Genomic DNA, 20,212 nt, shown 5'->3' on the forward strand with positions numbered 1-20,212 from the left:
TTTCACCCTTCCATGATGCACGCTTTCGAGCGAAAACGGTAGGTTGTCGGATATTCATCGAGATCAACCGACCCGATCAGCCGATCGAGATGCGGAAAAATTGCTGACTCAAACGATTTAAACGAAACGATCTCAACTGATATCATGTTGCCATGGCAACACGATTCCTCACTCTCGCTGACGTCGCCGAGACCCTGAACCTCACGATGTCAGCCACCCGCGCCCTCGTTTCCTCCGGTGAACTGCCCGCCATCCAGGTGGGCGGCAAGCACGTCTGGAGGATCGAAGAGTCCGTCCTGGAGCAGTTCATCCAGGACCAGTACGCCGCGACGCGCGAGCGTCAGAAGGCTGAGCACGCTCAGTAGTCGGCATACCAGCGCTGGCCCAGCACGCGGAGTCGACGAAGCCCCGCGAGAGCCAGCGACACGGTCTGCCCCTCCTGATCATCGCGGCCGTCATAGCCGACGACCGCACCGCTGAGGGCGACATCGACGTGGTCCGCATAGACCGCGTCGATGATCCCCCGGTGGTCACCACAGTCCGAGTCAATGGCGACGTCGACCCCGCGGGCACACAGCTCACGCAGCACGTGCCCAACGCCGACGCCGCCACGAACGGACGACTCGCGCGCAACGCTGCGCCCGAGCGGCCATGCGCCGACGAGCGCCGAGAGCATGACCAGACTGTCACCGCTCGCCTCGCGCACCAGCACCCACGAGCGGGTGGAGTCAAGCACCTGACCAACGAGGACGCTTCCGCCGCGCAGCGCCAGATTGATGAGGCCGTCAGCACCGGCGAGCCTCGCGGATAGGGTGACCGAGGCGCGCTCCGCATCGGTGAGCTCGTCGATGAGCTCTTCCAGCTCGCGACTGCGCACCTCGTCGAAGCGAGCCTCCAACTCATCCATGAACGCGTGCATATCCATACCTTTACAATGCCACACATACGTGCGTCACACATCACATTTCAATTACATTGATTGATATCGATTGACATCTATTCGTACGAAGCGGATAGTAGTGGCTATCGAATCCGTCCACTCGATGAAGAGTTCCTCATGACTTACGATTCCGATTCTCGAACGGGTCAGGCATACCTGACCGACGCACTCCTGTGGCTTGCAGGCGCGCCGCTTGCACTCCTCGACGCCGCCTACCTGGCCTACGCAGCGCCGCCGATCACCCCGAGCGCCCCCGAGACACTCGTCGTATGGGTCCTCGCCCTCGTCGGCCTCGCGCTGTTGGCCTGGGGCCTTCTATCCTCCGCCCTGGCACACCTGGCAACCCTGCGGCTGGCCCCCGCTGGCCTGCGCAGGGCCACCAGATTCCTCGTCACTCGATTCGGGACAAGCCTGTCGCGCTCCCTCCTTGCCCGCGCCGGCGCCAGCGCCCTCATCGGGTCGGCCATGCTCACGGCGGCACCGATCGGTGCCGCCCTGGCCTCGCCCCGCGACGCGGACGCGCCCGACATATCTCTGACGTGGGCGGACACGCCCGACGCCTCCCCCAGCCCAGGGCCAAGCCCGCAGGACGCGCCCGACGCCTCCCCCAGCCCAGGGCCAAGCCCGCAGGACGCGACCGACGCAACCCCCGCCTCGTCGCCGACGGTCGCACCCGCCCCCGATTCGGCAGCGCCCGACGCGGCCTCGCGCGGCGCGAGCGATCCGCCCCAGACCCACACGGTCGCCCCGGGCGACACCCTCTGGTCGATTGCCGAGGCCGTGCGCCCCGGAGCCGACGACGCCCACATCACCCGCGTCTGGCAGGCGATTCACGCCGCCAACGCCGAGGCGATCCCCAACCCCTCCCTCATCTATCCCGGGCAGCGCCTCACCATTCCCCAGGACTTGCCATGAGCACACACATCACCCCCAGGCCTCGCAGCGCTTCCGCATCCGCGTCCCACGCCCACACGAGGCCAGGACACTCCCACCCCAGCCCCTCCTCGCCGTTCCGGTGGAGCTCCCAACGCCCGATCCCGCACGCCCCCTCCGCCCGCGTCGTCTGCCTGGCCGACGCTTCGCCCGAGAGCCAGGCGCTGCCCGACCCCGGTCCCTGGGCCGCGACGCTGGCCCGCGCCATCGTCGAGGTCGTCACCGGAGCCCGGCAAGCGCCCCAACTGCGCCGCTGGCTCCTGCCCGACCTGTACACCGCCCTAGCAAACGTCCACCTCGCCCCCTGCGCCCGGGGCGCCACCGCGATACACGTACGTGTGTGCTCCCTCGACACCGGGCACACGGAAGTCGCCGTCATCGTCGCCACGGCCGCACGCACCTTCGCGCTGGCCCTGCGCCTTGAGGAATACCGGGGACGCTGGATGGCCACCGCCCTCGAGCTCGCCTAACGCGCTGATCGAGGCGCGAGCGCGCACAGAAAACGGGTGAGGGGTTCTCGATAGAACCCCTCACCCGTTATCGCACACAGTCAGCGGCGGCGACGCTTCTTAGCGGCAGCGCGACGCTCCGCGCGGTTGCCGCCAGACGACGACGGGGCGGACGAACCCTCGGCGGAGTTGTAGCTCACGCGGCTCGGCGCCTTCTGTCGTCCCACGTTGCCCATGACGGAGCGGGCGTGCGCCACGGCCTCGCGCGCGGCCTCGGAGGCGGCGGACTCTGCGGCAGCCACCTCTTCGATGCTGGGCTCGGCGGTCTCGGACGAGGCGGGGGCCTGCTCGGGGGCAACGGACGCGCTGGCGATCGAACCGCCCGCCTCCTCCTCGGCGGCAACCAGGGCACGCTCGAACTGCTTCGCGAAGCTGAACACCTGCTGGACCGACTCCTCGCGGATGCGCTCAACCATCGCCTGGAACATCTGAGCGCCCTCATCCTTGTACTCGACGAGCGGGTCACGCTGACCCATCGCGCGCAGGCCGATGCCCTCCTTGAGGTAGTCCATCTCGTACAGGTGCTCGCGCCAGAGGCGATCAACCACGGAGATGACGACGCGACGCTCAAGCGTGCGCATGGGCTCCTCGCCCAGCTGCGCCTGCGCCAGCGGGTTCGCGTTCAGGCGATCCTCCGTGTCCGCATACACCGCGTGAATATCGCCCACCAGCTCGTTGACGAGGTCGTCGCGGGTGAGGGAGTTCCTGCCACCATGCTCCTCCTCGATCTCCTCGATGGTGACCGACGGCGGGTAGTAGCCGCGCAGGTTCTCCCACAGGGCGTGCAGATCCCACTCGTCGACCGCCTTGTCAGCCACGGCCTCGTCGACCAGGCCCGTGACCAGGGACTCCATGAAGGAACGCAGCTGCGGCCCCATGTCCTCGCCCTCCAGGACCTTGCGACGCTCACCGTAGATCGTCTCGCGCTGACCCGTCATCACGTCGTCATACTTCAGGACGTTCTTACGGATCTCGAAGTTACGAGCCTCCACCTGGTGCTGAGCCGACTGGATGGAACGCGACACGATGCGGTTCTCCAGGGGCAGGTCCTCCGGGTAGGCGCCCGAGGCCATGATGCGCTGGGCCATGCCCGAGTTGAACAGGCGCATCAGGTCGTCTTCCATCGACAGGTAGAAACGGGACTCGCCCGGGTCCCCCTGACGACCGCTTCGACCACGCAGCTGGTTGTCGATACGACGCGACTCGTGGCGCTCCGAACCGAGCACGTACAGACCGCCCAGCTCGCGCACCTCCTCACGCTCGGCCTTGACGGCCTCCTCCGCGTCCTTGAGAGCCACGGGCCACGCCTCGCGATACTCCTCCGGGTTCGCCTTCGGGTCCAGGCCCTCAGCAGCCAGATTCTTCTGCGCGATGACCTCCGAGTTACCACCCAGCATGATGTCGGTACCACGGCCGGCCATGTTCGTGGCCACCGTGACGGCGCCTTTACGGCCCGCCATCGCGACGACCTCGGCCTCGCGGGCGTGCTGCTTGGCGTTGAGCACCTCGTGCTTGATGCCCTTCTTCTTGAGCATCTGGCTCAGCAGCTCGGACTTCTCAACGGAAGCGGTACCAATGAGGACGGGCTGGCCGGCCTCGTGACGCTCGACGACGTCCTCGATGATCGCGTTGAGCTTACCCTTCTCCGTCGGGTAGACGAGGTCGGGCTGGTCCTTGCGGATCATCGGCTTGTTCGTGGGGATCGGGATGACGTCGATCTTGTAGGTCGAGGCAAACTCGGCGGCCTCGGTCTCGGCCGTACCGGTCATGCCCGAGCGCGACCCCTCCGGGTAGAGGCGGAAGTAGTTCTGCAGCGTGATCGTGGCCAGCGTCTGGTTCTCGGCCTTGATCTCCACGCCTTCCTTGGCCTCGATCGCCTGGTGCATGCCGTCGTTGTAGCGACGGCCCGGCAGGACGCGGCCCGTGTGCTCGTCGACGATCAGGACCTCGCCGCCGTCCACGATGTAGTCGCGGTCCCTAAAGAACAGCTCCTTGGCGCGGATCGCATTGTTGAGGAAGCCGATGAGCGGAGTGTTGGCTGCCTCGTAGAGGTTTTCCACGCCCAGCTGGTCCTCAACCTTGTCGATGCCCGGCTCCAGGATGCCGACCGTCTTCTTCTTCTCATCGACCTCGTAGTCCTCGTCGCGCGTCAGCAGGCGCGCGATGCGCGCGAACTCGACGTACCAGCGGTTCAGGTCGCCGTCCGCGGGACCCGAAATGATGAGCGGGGTACGGGCCTCGTCGATGAGGATCGAGTCGACCTCATCGACGATGACGAAAGCGTGGCCGCGCTGGACCATATCCTCGGGGACCTGCGCCATGTTGTCGCGCAGGTAGTCGAAGCCGAACTCGTTGTTCGTGCCATAGGTGATGTCGCAGGCGTACATCTCGCGGCGCTCAGCAGGCGTCTGGCCCACGAGGATACAGCCGCACGTCATGCCCAGGAAGTTGTAGACGCGGCTCATCAGATCCGACTGGTACTTCGCCAGGTAGTCGTTAACCGTCACGACGTGCACGCCCTTGCCGGTCAGGGCACGCAGGTAGGAGGGCATGGTGGCGACCAGGGTCTTACCTTCACCGGTCTTCATTTCCGCGATCTTGCCCTGGTGCAGGGCGATGCCGCCCATGACCTGAACGTGGAAGGGACGCATGCGCAGGATTCGCCACGAGGCCTCACGGACCGTCGCGAACGCCTCCACCAGGATGTCGTCCAGGGTCTCACCCTCTTCGAGGCGGTCCTTGAACTCCTGGGTCTTGGCCTGCAGCTCCTCGTCCGTCAGGGCCTCGAAGTCCTCCTGCATGGCATCAACCTGCGATGCGAGGCGATCCAGCTTGCGCAGCATGCGGCCTTCGCCCGCGCGAAGGATCTTGTCAATAATCGACACGAATAGCTCCTGACGTCTATAGCCCGCTCCCTTGTAGAGCAAGCAGTCAAATCCACCCTTTAGTGTACGAACTAACCGGCCAAAGTGGAAACGCCCGCGCGAACATCGACACTTTTCCCGCGTGAGAGTACACACGAGGATAGGCCCGCGTCCATCCCCGCGCACCCCCGCGCCGTCCCAACCGTCCGCGTGTGCATCCCCGCGCATGCCCGCGCGCCCCATCCCGGGCCAAGACACGGGGGTTATAGGACATTTCGTGTTGCAGGGATCAGTCCCCCGCGTGGCGGACAGGCATAACCGGCTTCAAGGTGGCGCTGTTGGCCGTACAGGTGGATGCCTGGGCCCCTTTACTGCACAGGTTAACCCGATAGGTGGAGCGTGGGCGGGGCTGCCCACGCTCCACCTATCGGGCCCAGCTGTGCATCATCGGGCTAGCACTGCCACATCTCGGGCCCAGGTGACACCGGCAGTCAGCACAGAACCACCCGCCCAGCGACAAGTCGTTCGACCAACACGATTTGCCCATCCTCATAGTTGGTCCCACTCAACTAAAACCCCGACTTTCCCGCACCAACACGCCGAAAAGTCACCCCACCAGCAACACGTAGTGTCCTATAACCCGCAGTATTCACAGGAACGAGGCGAACACGACCAACTAAAATCGTGACTTTCCCGCGCGACAAAGCCAAAAAGTCACCCTTCCAGCAACACGACTTGTCCATCCTCATAGTTGGTCCCAACCAACTAAAACACCGACTTTCCCGCACCAACACAACGAAAAGTCACCCCACCAGCAACACGTAGTGTCCTATAACCCAGACACGGAAGTGCCCCGGGCCCAAGGCCCGGGGCACAACCACATCAATGAACCGTCAGATCGTCGTGTTCAAACGAAGCACGCCGTACGTCCACCCGTGACGGTGGTAGACAACGCACGGCTGGTTCGTCTCCTTGTCGACGAAGAGGAAGAACGGGTGGCCGACCATCATCATCTGATCGAGGGCCTCGTCCACGCTCATCGGCGGAGCCTCGTGCACCTTCTGGCGCACGATAATCGGGGTATCGCCCCACTGCTCCTCGCGGGCCTCGCCGACCTTGAGGTCCTCAGCGCTACGCAGCGGCTTGGGGGCCTCGGGTTCGACATCGGCCACTTCTTCGACGACCGGTGCAACGTCGAGGATTTCAGCTTCGGCCAGGTCGCGTGGGTACCTGCGGCGGTGGTCCTTCACGCGATCACGCAGGCGACGTAGGCGCTCGTAGAGCTTACCGGCGGCAATGTCGACCGCGGCGTAGCGGTCAGCGGACTGAGCCTCAGCGCGGATGATCGGTCCCTTGCCGTAGACGGTCAGCTCGATACGCTCAGCGGTGTCGGCCTGGCGGGGGTTACGTTCGTGAGTCAGCTCGACATCCACGCGCTGAGCACGCGGGTAGAACTGGGTGATCTTCGAAACCTTCTCCTCCACGTATGCGCGGAAATTCGGGTGAATCTCAGCATTACGTGCGACGACGGTGATGTCCATGTGTTCCCTCCATGGTGTGCGGCGGGCATCGTTGCCCGCGGGTAAGGATTGTTCGGTGCTCGTTGCCCGAACCGTGATCTGAGCTATCACCTCCCGCACTGACGTGCGAGGCATCTGCGCCTCTCACGCTATCGAAAGTCTGTAGCCACATCATAGCACGTCGGTGACCTACGTCATGAGATAAGCCCAGGTCGGCACAGCGCCGCCACCCCATCAAGGCGCCCCAACACGCGCTCCATCTCCCGAATCGTCGCCCCCGTCGTCACCACGTCATCCACCGCCACAACCAGCACGCCCGCGGGCACCTCAGCCCGCGGGCGCATCGACCCCATGCGCCCCACGACACGCGCCGCCCCCGCCTTGCCCGACTGTGACCCCGCCCCCACGCGCAAGGCCAACACGTCCACCACGCACGCGCGCACACCCGGAGCGGCCGATGCCAACCCCCGCGCAACCCCGCGCGCCAGCGGCAACGCCACCGAACGCCCCCGCAGGCGCCTGCGCCACGACGAAGGCGCGGGCACAACCCACACGGTCACCGCCTCCCCGGCTGCGCACACCCTCCCGGTCACACCGCCCACCCTCCCGGGGGGCGACCCCACCGGAGCCACCACCTCCCGCAGGGATGTGCCCAGGGCGGCCCCGGCCTCGTCCAGGAAGTCAGACACGTCGGTGCGCGCCGCGTGCTTGGCGGTCAGAACAATGCGGCGCAAGGGGCCCGAATAGTCGCCCAACACGACCCCGGGGATCGGCCCTCGCGCCCCATCGACCGCGGTCGGCAGCGCGGGTGCGGCGGCCAGCGAGCGGCAGGAGGGACACAGGACCTCGTCCCACGCCAGGCACCCGGCGCACTGGACCGGCAACAGCGCACCCCACAGCCCATCGACGAGGCCACCGAGTCGGCGCGCGCCAGCCACCGGTCTTACCCCGCGTAGCGCGCCGACGTCACGTCCGCCGCACTGTTTTGCCACAGGGCACCCGAGCGCATGAGCACCTGAGACTTACCCGCATCGTCAGTCCCCACGATAACGACCGAGGCCGAGGACGCCCCCGCGCTCATCGACGTCACGTGCACCGGCAGCGGAACGCTGGAGGGCAGCCCACCCAGCGACATCGTCACGAGGTGATCGGACTCCCCCTGCGAGCCCCGCGTGGCCAGCGCGATCCCCGTCGACGTCATCCACGACCCGTCGATGACACTGCCGTCCAGAGGCACCTGTTCCAGCGAACGCACGGCGAGCGGTCGCCCGCTCAGGCCACGCTCCACGACGCCCACCCACGCGCTGGGGGTGGACCCGCGGATGACGAGAGCGCGCGCGCCGTCGGGGGAGATACGAACCGCGTGGATCTCGCCCGCGCTGTCGGATTCGACGCCGACGCTGAAGGCACCGTCCGCTCCCCCGCCCACGCTGAGCCACGAAGCGGAGGTGGCGGGCCCCCACACCCACCCGTAGCGGTCAATGGAGGGCCCGAGCGCGGCCTGGCCTGGCAGGAACGCCACCGACGTGCCGTTCTTTTCGGCGTAGACGCCGTCGACCCCGCTCCACGCCACGAGGCTGGAATCCACCGGCGAGGCCGTCGGATTCGACGCGTCCGTCGCCGAGGCGCGCGCGGCGAAGCCCGAGGAGGATACAATCCCCACCCCCGAAGGCCCCGCTCCCACGAGCGCGTCAAGCGAATACTGAGGCGGCGGAGGAACGATCTCCATGTCCAGAGACTCCCCCGACAGGCTCACGCTCACCGACGAGACGTCAGCGGCCTGCTTGAGGGTGCGCGTCAGCTCCCACGCCAGGCTCGCGCGCGCCCCCTCACCCGGGGGCATCGTCGCGTTGAGTTCCACGCGTGCGACGCCGTCGGCGACCTCAACCCCGTGGGAGGGCAGCGTCGTGCCCGCCGGGATGGCGTTGGAAACGGCGGTTTCGAGGGCGGGGCGCGGTCCCGCGACGAGTCCGGTCAGCAGATGGGAAGCCAGGCGCCTCGTCGGATACCAGCGCGGGTCAGGCACCAGGTCCGTCCCGTCAGTCGTCGGGAAATACAGGTGCGCCAGCGTGTACGAGGCCGTCAGGGCCGCCTGGCTGATGAGGATCATGTTGTCGGGGGCGTCGATACGCCACTGCCCCTCCTCGCGCACCAGCGTCAGGCTGCGCGTGACGACGGAGGCGTTTGAGCGCGTGAGCACGCCCGTCGCGTCGATGCTGGCCACTCCCAGGACCGAGACGGTGACCTCCGCCTGCGCGGCGTTTTCCGTCCCCGCGCTGACCGAAGGGGCCGTATCCGTGTCGTAGACGAGGATCTCCGCCTCGGGTTGCCAGGAGCGCGCCGAGGCGCTGGTCAAGAACAGACGGGCCGTCGCGTAGTCGTCCTGGGGTCCCGCCGCGCAGGCGAGCAGGAAGTCCGAGACGAGGGTCGAGGCGTCGGAGCCGTCCAAGGGTCCCTCTGCCGAGAACTGGATGCCGGACCCTTCGCGCGCGGGAGCGTCGAAGGGTGCCGGAGCCGAGGAACGGGGCAGGGATGCGCAACCAGCGAGCGCCAGGCACGCGCAGGCTGCCAGGGCGAGGAGTCGTCTCATTCGTCCTCCCACAGGGCCAGGGGCCAGGTGGCGATCTCGTCACCCGGGTGCTTGGGCAGGGTCATGAGGAACGAGGCCCCCTTGCCGGGTTCTCCGTATGCCTGGAGGCGCCCGCCGTGAATCGCCACGTCCTCGGTCGCGATTGCTAGGCCCAGGCCGGTGCCGCCGGTCGTGCGCGCTCGGGCGGTGTCCGCGCGATAGAAGCGGTCGAAGACGTGGTCGGCGACCTCCTGGGTCATGCCCACGCCCCGGTCGCGCACCCGGCAGGCCACGTCGGTGTCAGTGCTGGCGACCTGAATCGTCACGTCCGTGCCGTCGGCGTGCTCGATCGCGTTGACGACCAGGTTGCGGATGACGCGCTCGATGCGGCGTTCATCGATCTCGGCGGCCACGCGTTCGGGGGCCTTGACGACCACGGTGACGCCCTGGCGCTGCGCGAGCTCCGTGCACCCCTCGACGACGCGCGTGATGATGGGCCGCAGGTCGTGTTCTTCGGCGTCCAGCAGGGCGCTGGCCGCGTCGTAGCGTGAGATTTCGAGCAGGTCAGCCAGCATCTGCTCCATGCGTTCGGTCTGGTCGTGCAGAAGTTCGGCGGAGCGGCGCGCGTGCGGGGGCAGGTCCTCTCGGTTGTCCCACACGATCTCGTCGGCCATGCGGATCGTGGTCAGCGGGGTACGCAGCTCGTGGGAGACGTCCGACACGAAGCGTTGCTGGAGCTTGGCCAGTTCGTCGTAGCGCGAGATCGTGTCCTGCAGGGAGGAGGTCATCGCGTTGAAGGCGCGCCCCAGGGCCGCCATCTCGTCGGCCCCGTGCACCTCGACGCGCACGTCCAGGTCGCCCTCCGCGGCCTTCGTCGCCGCGCTCACGGTCAGGCGCACCGGCAGCAGGAGGCGGTGCAGCAGAGCGAACACGCCGATGGGCAGCGCGAGGATAATCGGCAGCGACGACAGGGCGAGCACGCGCAGCACGACGTCCACCTGGCTCTGATCGGCCTCCAGGGAGTACAGGATGTAGAGCTCGTGGGTTCCTGCGCGCGGCAGCTGCACCTGCGTGCCCACGAGGATCCCGGGCGCTTCCCTGTCGGAGTCGGACGCCCGGATTCCAACGGACTGCCACTGAGCGCCGCCCCCGGCCACGGCCTCGCGCATCTCGGCGGTGACGAGGCCGCGCATCTGCTCGTCCTCGATCTGGTTGATGCGCAGCGTGGCAGTCGTCCCCTCCGAGCGAAGGAGCGCGACGTTGGTAGCACCGGCGCCGGCCGCGGATGCCTTGAGCGAGGCCAGGGCACCGCGCGCGGACTCCTGGACTTGGTCGGGGGACGTGGCCGTCGAGGAGGAGAACACCGATTGCGCGGCGGAAAAACGCAGCGATGCGTCAGCCAGGATCGCGTCGCGGCGAGTTTCAAACATGGACGCGCGCAACTGCGAGGCGACGATGATGCCGAAGACAAGAAGAATACCCAGCGCGGCGGCGGTGATGGCCAGGGCGAGCTTGGCCGACAGGGAGTGGCGGATGCGGTGGACCAACTGCGTGGAGCGCAGCGATCTCCACGGCCTCGAGGAGGTGACGGTGCGAACGAAGCGCCCCGCGCGGTGGCTACGCACCCGCGCCGGCACGGTACCCAACCCCGCGGACGGTGACGACCAGCTCGGGCTTTTCCGGGTCGCGTTCAATCTTGGAACGCAGACGCTGCACGTGAACGTTCACCAGTCGCGTGTCGGCGGCGTGGCGGTAGCCCCACACCTGCTCGAGCAGCTCCTCGCGAGAAAAAACCTTCCAGGGCGCACGCGCGAGCGTGGCCAGCAGGTCGAACTCGAGGGGCGTCAGCGCAATGACGCGACCGCCGCGTTTCACGATGTGGCCAGCGACGTCGATCGTGAGGTCCTGGAGCGTGAGCCCCTCGTCGGTCTGGGAGTCCTCACGCCCACGCAGGCGAGCGCGCACGCGCGCCACCAGCTCCTTGGGCTTGAAGGGCTTGGGCACGTAGTCGTCCGCTCCGGCCTCGAGTCCGGTGACTACATCGGAGGTGTCAGAACGAGCGGTCAACATTACGATCGGAGCGTCGGAGACTCGACGGATCGCCCGACACACGTCGAAACCATCCATCCCGGGCAGCATGACGTCCAGGAGAACAAGGTCAGGATTATGTTCCTGAAAGTGAGCAAGCGCTTGTGATCCGTCGGAACAAAAGACAACACGGAAGCCCTCGTTCTCGAGGACGATGCCGATCATCTCGGCCAGGGCGACGTCGTCGTCGACGACGAGGATGCGCGAACTCATATCCCGATAGTGTCACGAAATCGTCACGGATGCGAGACATTGCCACGGCAATGATCGTTTTTCTAACTGATATGAGGTTTCGCTGTGCCCCCTCCTATGGCAGGATTGAGACCAGCACAACACAGGCAACCTGGAGGTACTGATGAGTTCCCCGTGGACCTCACCCGATCCCACCCAGTCTGACAACCAGGCAGGGCAGGAGGCGCACAGCTCTCAGCCCGGCTATGCGTCCCCCGCCGCGGGTACGGCCTACACCGCCCCCGGAACCCAATCCGGCTACACCGCCCCAGGACCCGGACCCGGCTACACCGCCCCAGGACCCGGACCCGGCTACACCGCAGCGGCCAACAGCGCGCCAGACGCCTCTGGCTACAGTCAAGGCGCCGCGTGGGGGTGGGCTCCCAAACCGGGCATCATCCCACTGCGCCCGCTGGTCGTTGGAGACCTATTGAAGGGGTCTTTTAGCGCCTTGCGCAAGAACCCGGCGGTACTCTTCGGATCCACGCTGATCGTCATGTCCGGCGTGGCGCTCGCAAGCGGCGCACTCGTCGCGGTTCCATTCTTTGGCCTTTCCTCGATGGGAGACACTCTGTCAGATCCGCAGGCGACTGCAGATTCTCTGGGTGATTCATTCACCCTGTGGTTCATCGGGATCGTGCTTGGTTACGTCGGCCTGCTCGCTCTGTCTGGTCTCGGAGGCGTACTGCTCGACGGAGTCCTGGCCTCGGCTGTATCCCAGTTGGTCATCGGAAAAAAGGCCACGTTCCGCGAGGCGTGGGCGCAGGTCAAGCCTCGACTGCTGGCCATGGTAGGAACCGCGCTCCTCCTGATGCTGATCGTCGGAGCGCCTCTCATGCTCTGGGCGGCAGTCTTCATCGCCACGTTTTTCGCTTATTACGCCGTAAGCTCCGAGACCGTCATCAATACTGTCTTTGCCGAACTCGCCCTCCTGTTCCCCGTTTCACTCGGGTGTTTCGCGCTGGCCGTTCGTTGTTTGTACGCCCCGATCTGCGTGGTTCTTGAGCAGCGACGACCCGTTGAGGCCATCAAACGTTCGTGGGCGCTGACCAGGGGGACGTTCTGGTTGACGTTCGGACGACTGTTCCTCATCTCTTTCATCACCAGCTTCATTGCTGGCATGATCAATCAGGTGCTCGGCAGCGTCTTGTCGATCGTCATGTTCGCAACCATCGATCCATCGGCGCAAAATCCCTTTGGCTCGACCTCGTTCATCGCCTCGGCCGCCCTCTTGGTAGGCATCCAGACGCTGTCGTATGCGCTGATCGTCCCGATCACCTCGGCCTATCAGACTCTCATGTACGTCGACGAGAGGATCCGCAGAGAAAACTTCGCCATCATTCTGGCCCAGGCAAGCCAGGCGTAGGCGGTGGCTACCATGTTTGCGTGCGATGTTCCTCTGACACCTGACGAGGGTGAGGCCCAGTCGTGGCTCAGTGAGGAACTCTCGCGTGCCGTGTACCAGACTGATTCCAGGCCGGTGCTGGATTTCGTGACGACGGTCCTGGAGAGGATCGGCGAAGCATTCTCCTATCGCGGCTCCGGTTCTGTGCCCTTATCGCTCATCCTCATGATCCTGGCAATCATTGCGATCGCTGTGATTGCGATCGCATTGATACTCAATCCGATTCGTTTGGCCAAGCGCGCCTCCCACTCGGTGTTCGAGGAGGAGACCACCACGCAAGACATTCGCCGCGCTCTTGACGAGGCCGTGGCCGCCAAGGACTGGAATCTGGCCTACGTGTGGTCCTACCGTCTCATGGTTGCGGGGTTGGACGACTGTGAGGTTGTCGCGGCGACGCCAGGCTTGACGGCGCGTGAGGCGGCGCAGGCCGCGACGCGCCTCGTTCCCGAGCACGGGCCCGCGCTGTCCCACCATGCCCGCACCTTCGACGGCGTGCGCTACGGACATTCTTCCGTGGGCGAGCAGGACGTATCGGCCCTGCGCGATTTCACGCCCGGCTTGCTGTCACAGTGCCGAAAGGCGCAGGATCACGCATGAAAGCACGTCAGGTCTCCGTCGTTACTCCTTCCGCTCGCGAGCGCGCGAGCGCTGCGCGCCCCGCGATCTTGATCGTCGTTCTCATCATCCTCGTCCTGGTGGCCATCGGCTTGTTGCCGGAGGGAGGCATGAACTCCACGCCCGTGGGCCCGCGTAACCCGACGGGCGACGGGGCACGTGCTCTCGCGCAGGTGCTGAGCAACCGCGGCGCATCGGTGGAGGAAGTGTCCTTCGACAAGGCGGTGACGGTGGATGAGAACACGACCCTCGTCGTCGTTTTCCCGTCCCGTTTGACCAGCGCGCAAATCCAGCAAATAGAGACGCGAGCCAACGTCGTCTACATCGGATTGGAAGAGGAATACGGGACGGAACCCTACCTGGACGGCCTGTCCTCCCAGCGCGCAGGCACATACGACACGCTGACTGCTCCGGGATGCTCCTCCGAGATCGCTGCCCGAGCTCGCGAGCTCACGTCTACCAAGTATGTGCTCTCCGGCTCCTCCGCCGGTTGGGAGCTCTGTTTTACCACCAACGGGGAGGATTTCGCGTACGCCGAACGCGCCGAGCAAGGCCGCTTCCGCGCGATCATTCCGGATTCGGTGCGCGTGCGCAACCGAGCGATCGTGGACCGTGGAAACGCGGCGCTCGCGATCAACGCGATTGGGCGCACGCCCAAGGTCGCTTGGCACGTTGCTTCCTATTACAACGCCCTCGATGACAAGCAGGTGACTCCCACCGAGTCGCCGTACGTGGCTCCCGCGTTCCTGATGACGATCGGCGCTGTCCTGTTGGCCGCCGTCGCTATGGGCCGCAGGCTCGGTCCCCTGACCCCCGAGCGGCTGCCGGTCGAAGTGCCCGCCGCTGAGACCCTCGTCGGTAAGGCCCGCCTGATGCGTTCGCAACGCTCCTACGAGCACGCGGCCAGCGCCCTGCGCAGCGCCTCGGCCTCGAGCATCGCCTCAGTTCTCGGCGTCGCTCACACCGCAGATCGCCAGGTCCTCATTGACGCACTCGTCCAACGAGGATTGCCTCCCTCACGCTTCCTTACTCTTCTGTGGGGTCCTCCCCCACGCAATGAAGCCGCTCTCGTCACACTCGCCAACGACCTCGACGCCCTCGAGAAGGAGATTCGCCATGACTAGCCCTGTTCCTGGCCCCACGCCCAGCCCTCACCACGGTTCTACCGGCGCTGCATCCGGGCAGAGCTACCCGGCCCCCTCCATGCCTCCCGTCGCCTACGGGCCCCCGTCAATGGCGCCCACTCAGCCCGCACAGCCCGCACAGCCCGCACAGCCGGCTCAGCCCGCCCCGGCCTCGTTCGCGGCGCCCACGGGCGAGGGGTGGTCGGGCCGGTCCCTGACCACCTCGGAAAAGAGCACACAGGAGGCGCTCCTGGCCCTCAAGTCCGAGATTGGCAAGGCCGTTGTCGGGCAGGACGCCGCCGTCACCGGGCTCATTGTCTCCTTGGTCGCTGGCGGACACACCCTGCTGGAGGGCGTCCCGGGCGTCGCCAAGACACTCCTGGTGCGCACCCTCGCTCAGGCGCTTGACGTGGAGATGGCGCGCATTCAGTTCACCCCCGACCTGATGCCCGCCGACATCACCGGCTCCATGATCTGGGACGCCGGCCGCTCCGAGTTCGTCTTCCGTCCGGGCCCCGTCTTTACGAACCTGCTCCTGGCCGACGAGATCAACCGAACACCGCCCAAGACCCAGTCGGCGCTCCTGGAGGCCATGGAAGAACACACGGTCTCCATCGACGGCGCCACGCGCGCGCTGCCCGAACCGTTCATGGTCATCGCCACCCAAAACCCCGTCGAATACGAGGGCACCTACCCCCTGCCCGAGGCGCAGCTGGACCGTTTCTTGCTCAAGCTCGAGCTGCCGCTGCCGTCGCGCGAGGCGGAGATCGACATCATCGCCCGCCACCAGGCCGGTTTTAACCCCCGGTCCCTGACCGAGGCCGGGATTCATCCGGTCGCCGGTGCAGCCGACATCCACGCCGCCCGCGAGGCCGCTTCCCGCATCGAAGTCGCCCCCGCCGTCATGGCGTACCTGGTGGACGTGTGCCGGGCGACGCGTACCTCCCCCGCTGTGCGACTGGGCGTGTCTCCGCGCGGCGCGACCTCGCTGCTGCGCACCGCACGCGTGTGGGCCTTCCTCCAGGGCCGCGGCTTCGTCACCCCCGACGATGTCAAGACCATGGCTCCCTCGACGCTGGCCCACCGCCTGGGCCTGCGCGCGGAAGCCAACCTCGAGGGAATCACGGCAGTCAACGTGATCTCGGGAGTCCTGGCGGCCACTCCCGTCCCCCGCTAAGGCGTCCCATGACTGTCTCGGCGCGCAGCGCGCTTCTCGTCCTCGTCGGGCTCGTCCCCCTCATCTTCGCCCCGTCGCGAACCTTCGCGTGGGTGTGGTTTGGTCTGGTCGTCGCCGTGTGCGTCATCGACGCGCTCGGAGCCCCCTCGCCTCGTACCCTGCGCCTGTCGCGCTCGGTCACCGGGCCGATCCGGGCCGACCAGACGACCGAGGCCACGCTGCGCCTGGTCAACACGACGAAGCGACGCATGACCCTGGACGTGCGTGACGCGTGGCCGCCTTCCCTGAACGCCACTCCTGCGCGCAGGCGCGTGCGCATCGACGCGGGATCGTCGACGAAAGTTGTCACGACGCTGGCTCCCACGCGCCGGGGCACCCGCCACGCCGACGTCGTCACCGTCCGATCCTGGGGACCGCTGCACTTGGGGGCCCGCCAGGCCAGTTTCGAGGCACCCCTGACGCTGTCCGTCCTCCCCGAGTTCAAGGCACGCGTCCTGCTGCCCTCGCGCCTGGCGCGCCTGCACGAGCTGGAAGGCACGACACCCACGACTCTGCGCGGGGCCGGAACCGAGTTCGACTCCCTGCGCTCCTACGTAGAAGGAGACGACCCGCGCGACATCGACTGGCGCGCCTCCGCGCGCTCCCCCGAACTGATGGTGCGCCAGTGGCGGCCCGAACGCGACCGCCATGTCGTCATCGTCGTGGACTGCGGGCGAGCCTCCTCCGCGCTGCTGGGAGCCCCCACGCACACGGAGGTCGACTCCATCGCCCTGGGGTGCGCGCCCCGCCTGGATTCCTCCATCGAAACGACTCTGCTGCTGGCCGCGCTGGCCGATCGCGCAGGCGACAAGGTCCACGTCATCGCCATCGATTCGCGCGTGCGCGCCCGCGTGTCCGGCGTGCGCGGCGCCTCGGTGATCGAAAACCTCGCCCGCACCTTCACGGACATTTCCCCGCGCCTGGACGTCACCGACTGGACCGAGGCTGCCACCGCCATCGAACAGACCGTGCGCCACGCCGCCTTCGTCGTCCTGGCAACCCAGATCCCGCCCGCCGGCATGGACACCGACTTCACGGACGCCCTCGCGCGCCTCTCCAAGCGCCACACGGTTCTCGTCGCCTCGGCCACCGACCCCGACGAGCTTCGCGCCAGGAAGGGGCGCGCGGATGCCGAGGAAGTCTTCCTGGCGGCCTCGGCAGCGCTCGCACAGCGAGCCGACGAGGCCGGGGCGCAGGACGCTCGAACTGCAGGAGCCCTGACCCTCCAGGTCTCCGCAGACCTCCTGCCCGCGCGCACGGCCGACCGCTACATCGAGCTGAAGAAGGCCGGTCGCCTCTAGCCCACTCCCCGGCCGGGTCCCCACCCCGCGCGCGTCGCTGAGCCAGCCACGGCCTCGTGCCGGTGGCCGGGCAACGACCCTTCGCTCAGCCAGCGACCGGCTGGTAGTACCCCGCGTCGATGCCGACGTCAGCGCTAGCACCAGCCCGGTCGGCGCGTCGGCCCAGGATCAGAATGTAGGCCCATGTGGCTGCCGTCAACGCCACGCCGAGCGAGATCTTCACGGCGTCGGGCAGCGCCGAAGGCGTCACGAAACCCTCCAGAATGCCCGAACCCGCCAGGAGGATCGCGCACCCCACCGCAACCGTGATCGAGGCACGCGCCGCCTGTCCGACAGCCTGGAACCGGGTCGCAGCCCCCGGCGCGACGAGCGCCCAAAAGACCCGAAGACCCGCCGCGATCGCGATAAACACGGCCGTCAGCTCGGGCAGTCCGTGAGGCAGGATGAAGCGGAAAAAGTGCCACGCGCTCGCGTACTCAATCACGACAGCGCCAGATGTTCCCAACGCCATGGCGTTGCCCCACAGAAGGTAGAGCGGATACACGCCCGAAATACCCGTTGCGATGCCCTGGAGGGACACCCAGGAGTTATTCGCCCACACGGACATCGCAAATTCGGAATGGGTGTCCTGACTGTAGTACCAGACGAAGTCTTCCTGGGCATAGCGGCGCAGCTGCTCGGGCGTGCCCAGCTCATTCATGGCAGCAGGGGTGGTTATCAGATAGTGCGCCTGGATGACACACAGCGCGATGAAGACCGCCATAACCCCGACGATCACCCAGCGAATACGATAGAGCGTCACAGGCAGCGACACCATGAAAAAACGGGCAATTCCACGTCCCGTCAGCCCGCCGGTGCCCGCCAAGCGCCCGCGTGCCGCCGACAGAATACGGGACAGCTCCGCGATCAGGTCGGGATCGGGGCTGTGCGTACGCACCCTGGCCAGATCGGTCGTAGCCGACCGATAGAGGCGGTCCAGCTCATCAATCTCTGGTCCGCTCAGCGTTCGGGCGTGCGTCAGTTCCTCCAGACGCTTCCACTCGCTTTTTCCGCTCACCCGCAGCACATCGATGTCCATTGGACTAGCGTGTCATATATGAGCGCGCAACGCAGTCAGTCGAGCCAGATTCAGGACGATTACGTCCGCACCGGCGAGGCAGTGAGCCTCGACATCACGCCGGCCTCCCCGGGGGAACGATTCGGCTCCGCAGTTATGGACGGCACGATGTACATCATGGCCGCTCTTTTGATCCTGAAGTTATTCCTGCGCCTGAACGTGGAGATGTCCTCGTCAAGCCAAAGAGTCTTTACCGTCGTGCTGATCGCTGTCACGACGTTCATCCTGCCGATGACGATCGAAATCGTGACCCGTGGTCGTTCGCTGGGCAAGTGGGCTTTCAACCTGGCCGTTGTGCGCGACGACGGCGGCCCGATCACCGCGCGTCACTCAGCGGTGCGCATGGGCGTTGGCCTCCTGGAGAATTGGGCGCTGGTGGGTGGCCTTGCGTTGGCGTCGGAGGTACTCAACTCCAAAGGCAAGCGTCTGGGCGACGTGGCGGCCGGGACGATGGTGTGCTCGCAGGGGTCAGCAGCGTTCTACCCGCCCCTCGTGATGCCCCCGGGCCTGGCGGAGTGGGCGGCCACCGCGACGATCCTTCCCCTCGATGAGTCTCTCGTCTCCGAGGCGCGTGCCTTTCTCGCCACGAATAGGAGCCTCAACCCGCACATTCGGGAAGAGGTCGGCACGTCCCTCGCCAATCGCCTGAGCAGGCGCGTGCAGACGCCGCTGCCGCAGGGGCTGCACCCTGAGCTTGTGATTGCCGCCGTCCTCGTGGCGCGCAGGGACCGGGTATGGGGACGCGAGATCGAGCGTCGCGCCGCCGGTCAGGCGCGCTTCAACGAGGCCACGCGCGCCCGCTTCGGCTTGTAGGGGTCAGCGGTCGGTCGCCCCGTCCTGGCCGTCCACGACGGTGAATTGGGCGCGCCTGCGCGCATAGGGACTGGAGGGGTCCAGGGGACTGGACGTATCGGGGGTGCCCGCAGAGCGGGCGGAGCCGAAGGGACCGGTCCGCGGGGCGCGTGCCTCCGGGGCCGAGGCCGGGGCGTGCTTCGCCTCTTGCGCGACCCTGCGCACGGCGTCGACAAGAGCGGCAAGGTCGTCGCCCGAAGGCGGCGCCGGCTCGAAGTTGGTGGCCAGGCGAACGACCTGCCACCCCAGGGGCGCTTTAAGGTTTTGGGCGTGCTCGTCACACAGGTCGTAGGAATTGGGGTCGGCAACGGTGGCGAGGGGGCCGACGACGACCGTCGAGTCACGGTAGTCGTAGGTCAGGGTAGCGACGGCGACGGTTGAGCAGCCGGGCTTGGAGCAGTGTCGTTGGGCAATCACGCACCTAAGAGTACGACACTCTGTGCCCGTATCGCGCGCTCCAGCACGCCATGGACCTACCCTGGTGGAGTGTTTGCGACCAGACGCCATGTCAGGAGCCGCGACCGGCACGGTCGCGGGCCTCGCGGTCCCCTGTTTTTCCCGGGTACTCCGGCGTGGCGCACGCGGCGCGAGGACTTTGATCTGATGGTCGGGGAGCTCGTGTCCGAGCTGATTGAGCGCTGGCCGCAGGTGGCCACGATCGAGTTCGGGGTCGAGGATGTTCCTCCGTCGAACCCGGCTGCCTGGGAGTCCCACAATGTCGTCGTGGCGCGTATCTTCCCCGCGGATCGTCGCCGTGGCCTGCACGATCGGATCGTCGTCTACCGCCTGCCGATCACGCTGCGGTGCCCTCTCGAGGAGGTGGGCGCGGTGACGCGCAGGGTGCTGGTGGAGCGCATCAGCCACATCCTGGCCCTGCCGCCCGACGAAATCGACGACGCGATGCGCTAACGGCGCTCCCGGCTGAGTC

The 20,212-nt window shown here is 66.6% G+C and carries 19 protein-coding genes; 10 read left to right on the plus strand and 9 right to left on the minus strand.

The window, feature by feature from the left end; all coding sequences use genetic code 11:
• Positions 1 to 152: 152 nt before the first annotated feature.
• The gene (locus tag O3669_RS05830) at positions 153 to 365 is read left to right on the plus strand and encodes a helix-turn-helix domain-containing protein (RefSeq protein WP_073982547.1); all 213 of its coding nucleotides are present in this window, start codon (positions 153 to 155) and stop codon (positions 363 to 365) included.
• Here O3669_RS05830 and O3669_RS05835 read toward each other — a convergent pair.
• Positions 359 to 925, minus strand: a complete 567-nt coding sequence (locus O3669_RS05835; protein ID WP_295967073.1) for a hypothetical protein — start codon at positions 923 to 925, stop codon at positions 359 to 361. The two genes, O3669_RS05830 and O3669_RS05835, sit on opposite strands and share 7 nt — an antisense overlap.
• Before the next feature lie 132 nt (positions 926 to 1,057).
• Between O3669_RS05835 and O3669_RS05840 the strand changes: the two genes are divergently transcribed.
• Together O3669_RS05840 and O3669_RS05845 are read left to right on the plus strand one after the other, a co-directional pair.
• Positions 1,058 to 1,855: a LysM peptidoglycan-binding domain-containing protein gene (locus O3669_RS05840; protein ID WP_371523990.1), complete on the plus strand. Its 798-nt coding sequence runs from the start codon at positions 1,058 to 1,060 to the stop codon at positions 1,853 to 1,855.
• The gene (locus tag O3669_RS05845) at positions 1,852 to 2,343 is read left to right on the plus strand and encodes an Rv3235 family protein (RefSeq protein ID WP_371523992.1); all 492 of its coding nucleotides are present in this window, start codon (positions 1,852 to 1,854) and stop codon (positions 2,341 to 2,343) included. Before O3669_RS05840 ends, O3669_RS05845 begins: the two co-directional genes overlap by 4 nt.
• Positions 2,344 to 2,423: 80 nt before the next feature.
• Here the strand turns inward: O3669_RS05845 and secA are convergent, their stop codons facing one another.
• The 6 genes from secA to mtrA all read right to left on the minus strand — a co-directional run bounded on the left by secA (position 2,424) and on the right by mtrA (position 11,636).
• On the minus strand, positions 2,424 to 5,267 hold the full coding sequence (gene secA / locus O3669_RS05850) for a preprotein translocase subunit SecA (protein WP_371523993.1): 2,844 nt from the start codon (positions 5,265 to 5,267) through the stop codon (positions 2,424 to 2,426).
• 872 nt (positions 5,268 to 6,139) lie between these two features.
• A complete protein-coding gene (gene hpf / locus O3669_RS05855) occupies positions 6,140 to 6,787 on the minus strand; it encodes a ribosome hibernation-promoting factor, HPF/YfiA family (RefSeq protein WP_295918115.1) in 648 nt (215 codons plus the stop codon).
• Positions 6,788 to 6,960: 173 nt separating this feature from the next.
• Positions 6,961 to 7,704 carry a ComF family protein gene (locus tag O3669_RS05860; protein ID WP_371523994.1) on the minus strand — a complete coding sequence of 248 codons (744 nt, stop codon included), beginning with the start codon at positions 7,702 to 7,704 and terminating at the stop codon, positions 6,961 to 6,963.
• A 5-nt stretch (positions 7,705 to 7,709) separates the two neighbouring features.
• Positions 7,710 to 9,356, minus strand: a complete 1,647-nt coding sequence (locus O3669_RS05865; protein ID WP_371523995.1) for a GerMN domain-containing protein — start codon at positions 9,354 to 9,356, stop codon at positions 7,710 to 7,712.
• Complete coding sequence (gene mtrB, locus O3669_RS05870) at positions 9,353 to 10,960, minus strand: MtrAB system histidine kinase MtrB (RefSeq protein ID WP_295966174.1); 1,608 nt, start codon at positions 10,958 to 10,960, stop codon at positions 9,353 to 9,355. Before mtrB ends, O3669_RS05865 begins: the two co-directional genes overlap by 4 nt.
• Positions 10,953 to 11,636 (minus strand): MtrAB system response regulator MtrA, encoded by a 684-nt coding sequence (gene mtrA, locus O3669_RS05875; protein WP_315282130.1) that lies wholly within the window; start codon positions 11,634 to 11,636, stop codon positions 10,953 to 10,955. Before mtrA ends, mtrB begins: the two co-directional genes overlap by 8 nt.
• 142 nt (positions 11,637 to 11,778) lie before the next feature.
• Here mtrA and O3669_RS05880 point away from each other — a divergent pair, with 142 nt between their 5' ends.
• From O3669_RS05880 to O3669_RS05900, 5 genes are read left to right on the plus strand one after another with little or no spacing between them, the layout of a single operon-like run.
• Positions 11,779 to 13,020: a glycerophosphoryl diester phosphodiesterase membrane domain-containing protein gene (locus O3669_RS05880; protein WP_371523998.1), complete on the plus strand. Its 1,242-nt coding sequence runs from the start codon at positions 11,779 to 11,781 to the stop codon at positions 13,018 to 13,020.
• Between the two features lie 12 nt (positions 13,021 to 13,032).
• A complete protein-coding gene (locus O3669_RS05885; protein ID WP_295918151.1) occupies positions 13,033 to 13,656 on the plus strand; it encodes a DUF4129 domain-containing protein in 624 nt (207 codons plus the stop codon).
• A complete protein-coding gene (locus O3669_RS05890) occupies positions 13,653 to 14,798 on the plus strand; it encodes a DUF4350 domain-containing protein (RefSeq protein ID WP_295918098.1) in 1,146 nt (381 codons plus the stop codon). Before O3669_RS05885 ends, O3669_RS05890 begins: the two co-directional genes overlap by 4 nt.
• Positions 14,791 to 15,975, plus strand: a complete 1,185-nt coding sequence (locus O3669_RS05895; RefSeq protein WP_295966180.1) for a MoxR family ATPase — start codon at positions 14,791 to 14,793, stop codon at positions 15,973 to 15,975. The genes O3669_RS05890 and O3669_RS05895 overlap by 8 nt, the downstream gene beginning before the upstream one ends.
• Positions 15,976 to 15,983: 8 nt before the next feature.
• Positions 15,984 to 17,315 carry a DUF58 domain-containing protein gene (locus O3669_RS05900; protein ID WP_295918097.1) on the plus strand — a complete coding sequence of 444 codons (1,332 nt, stop codon included), beginning with the start codon at positions 15,984 to 15,986 and terminating at the stop codon, positions 17,313 to 17,315.
• Between the two features lie 85 nt (positions 17,316 to 17,400).
• On the opposite strand, the gene O3669_RS05905 is transcribed toward O3669_RS05900, so the two are convergent.
• Positions 17,401 to 18,393, minus strand: a complete 993-nt coding sequence (locus O3669_RS05905; protein ID WP_371524000.1) for a stage II sporulation protein M — start codon at positions 18,391 to 18,393, stop codon at positions 17,401 to 17,403.
• Positions 18,394 to 18,411: 18 nt separating this feature from the next.
• Between O3669_RS05905 and O3669_RS05910 the strand changes: the two genes are divergently transcribed.
• Positions 18,412 to 19,245, plus strand: a complete 834-nt coding sequence (locus O3669_RS05910; protein ID WP_371524001.1) for an RDD family protein — start codon at positions 18,412 to 18,414, stop codon at positions 19,243 to 19,245.
• A gap of 3 nt (positions 19,246 to 19,248) precedes the next feature.
• Here O3669_RS05910 and O3669_RS05915 read toward each other — a convergent pair whose 3' ends face one another.
• Positions 19,249 to 19,701, minus strand: a complete 453-nt coding sequence (locus O3669_RS05915) for a DUF3499 domain-containing protein (protein ID WP_371524002.1) — start codon at positions 19,699 to 19,701, stop codon at positions 19,249 to 19,251.
• Between the two features lie 186 nt (positions 19,702 to 19,887).
• Between O3669_RS05915 and O3669_RS05920 the strand changes: the two genes are divergently transcribed.
• Positions 19,888 to 20,193, plus strand: coding sequence for a metallopeptidase family protein (locus tag O3669_RS05920; RefSeq protein WP_295918086.1), 306 nt, complete (start codon positions 19,888 to 19,890; stop codon positions 20,191 to 20,193).
• Positions 20,194 to 20,212 lie beyond the last annotated feature (19 nt).

Origin of the sequence: Pauljensenia sp. 20925_1_34 (genome assembly GCF_041432775.1) — a bacterium.
Classification (GTDB): domain Bacteria; phylum Actinomycetota; class Actinomycetes; order Actinomycetales; family Actinomycetaceae; genus Pauljensenia.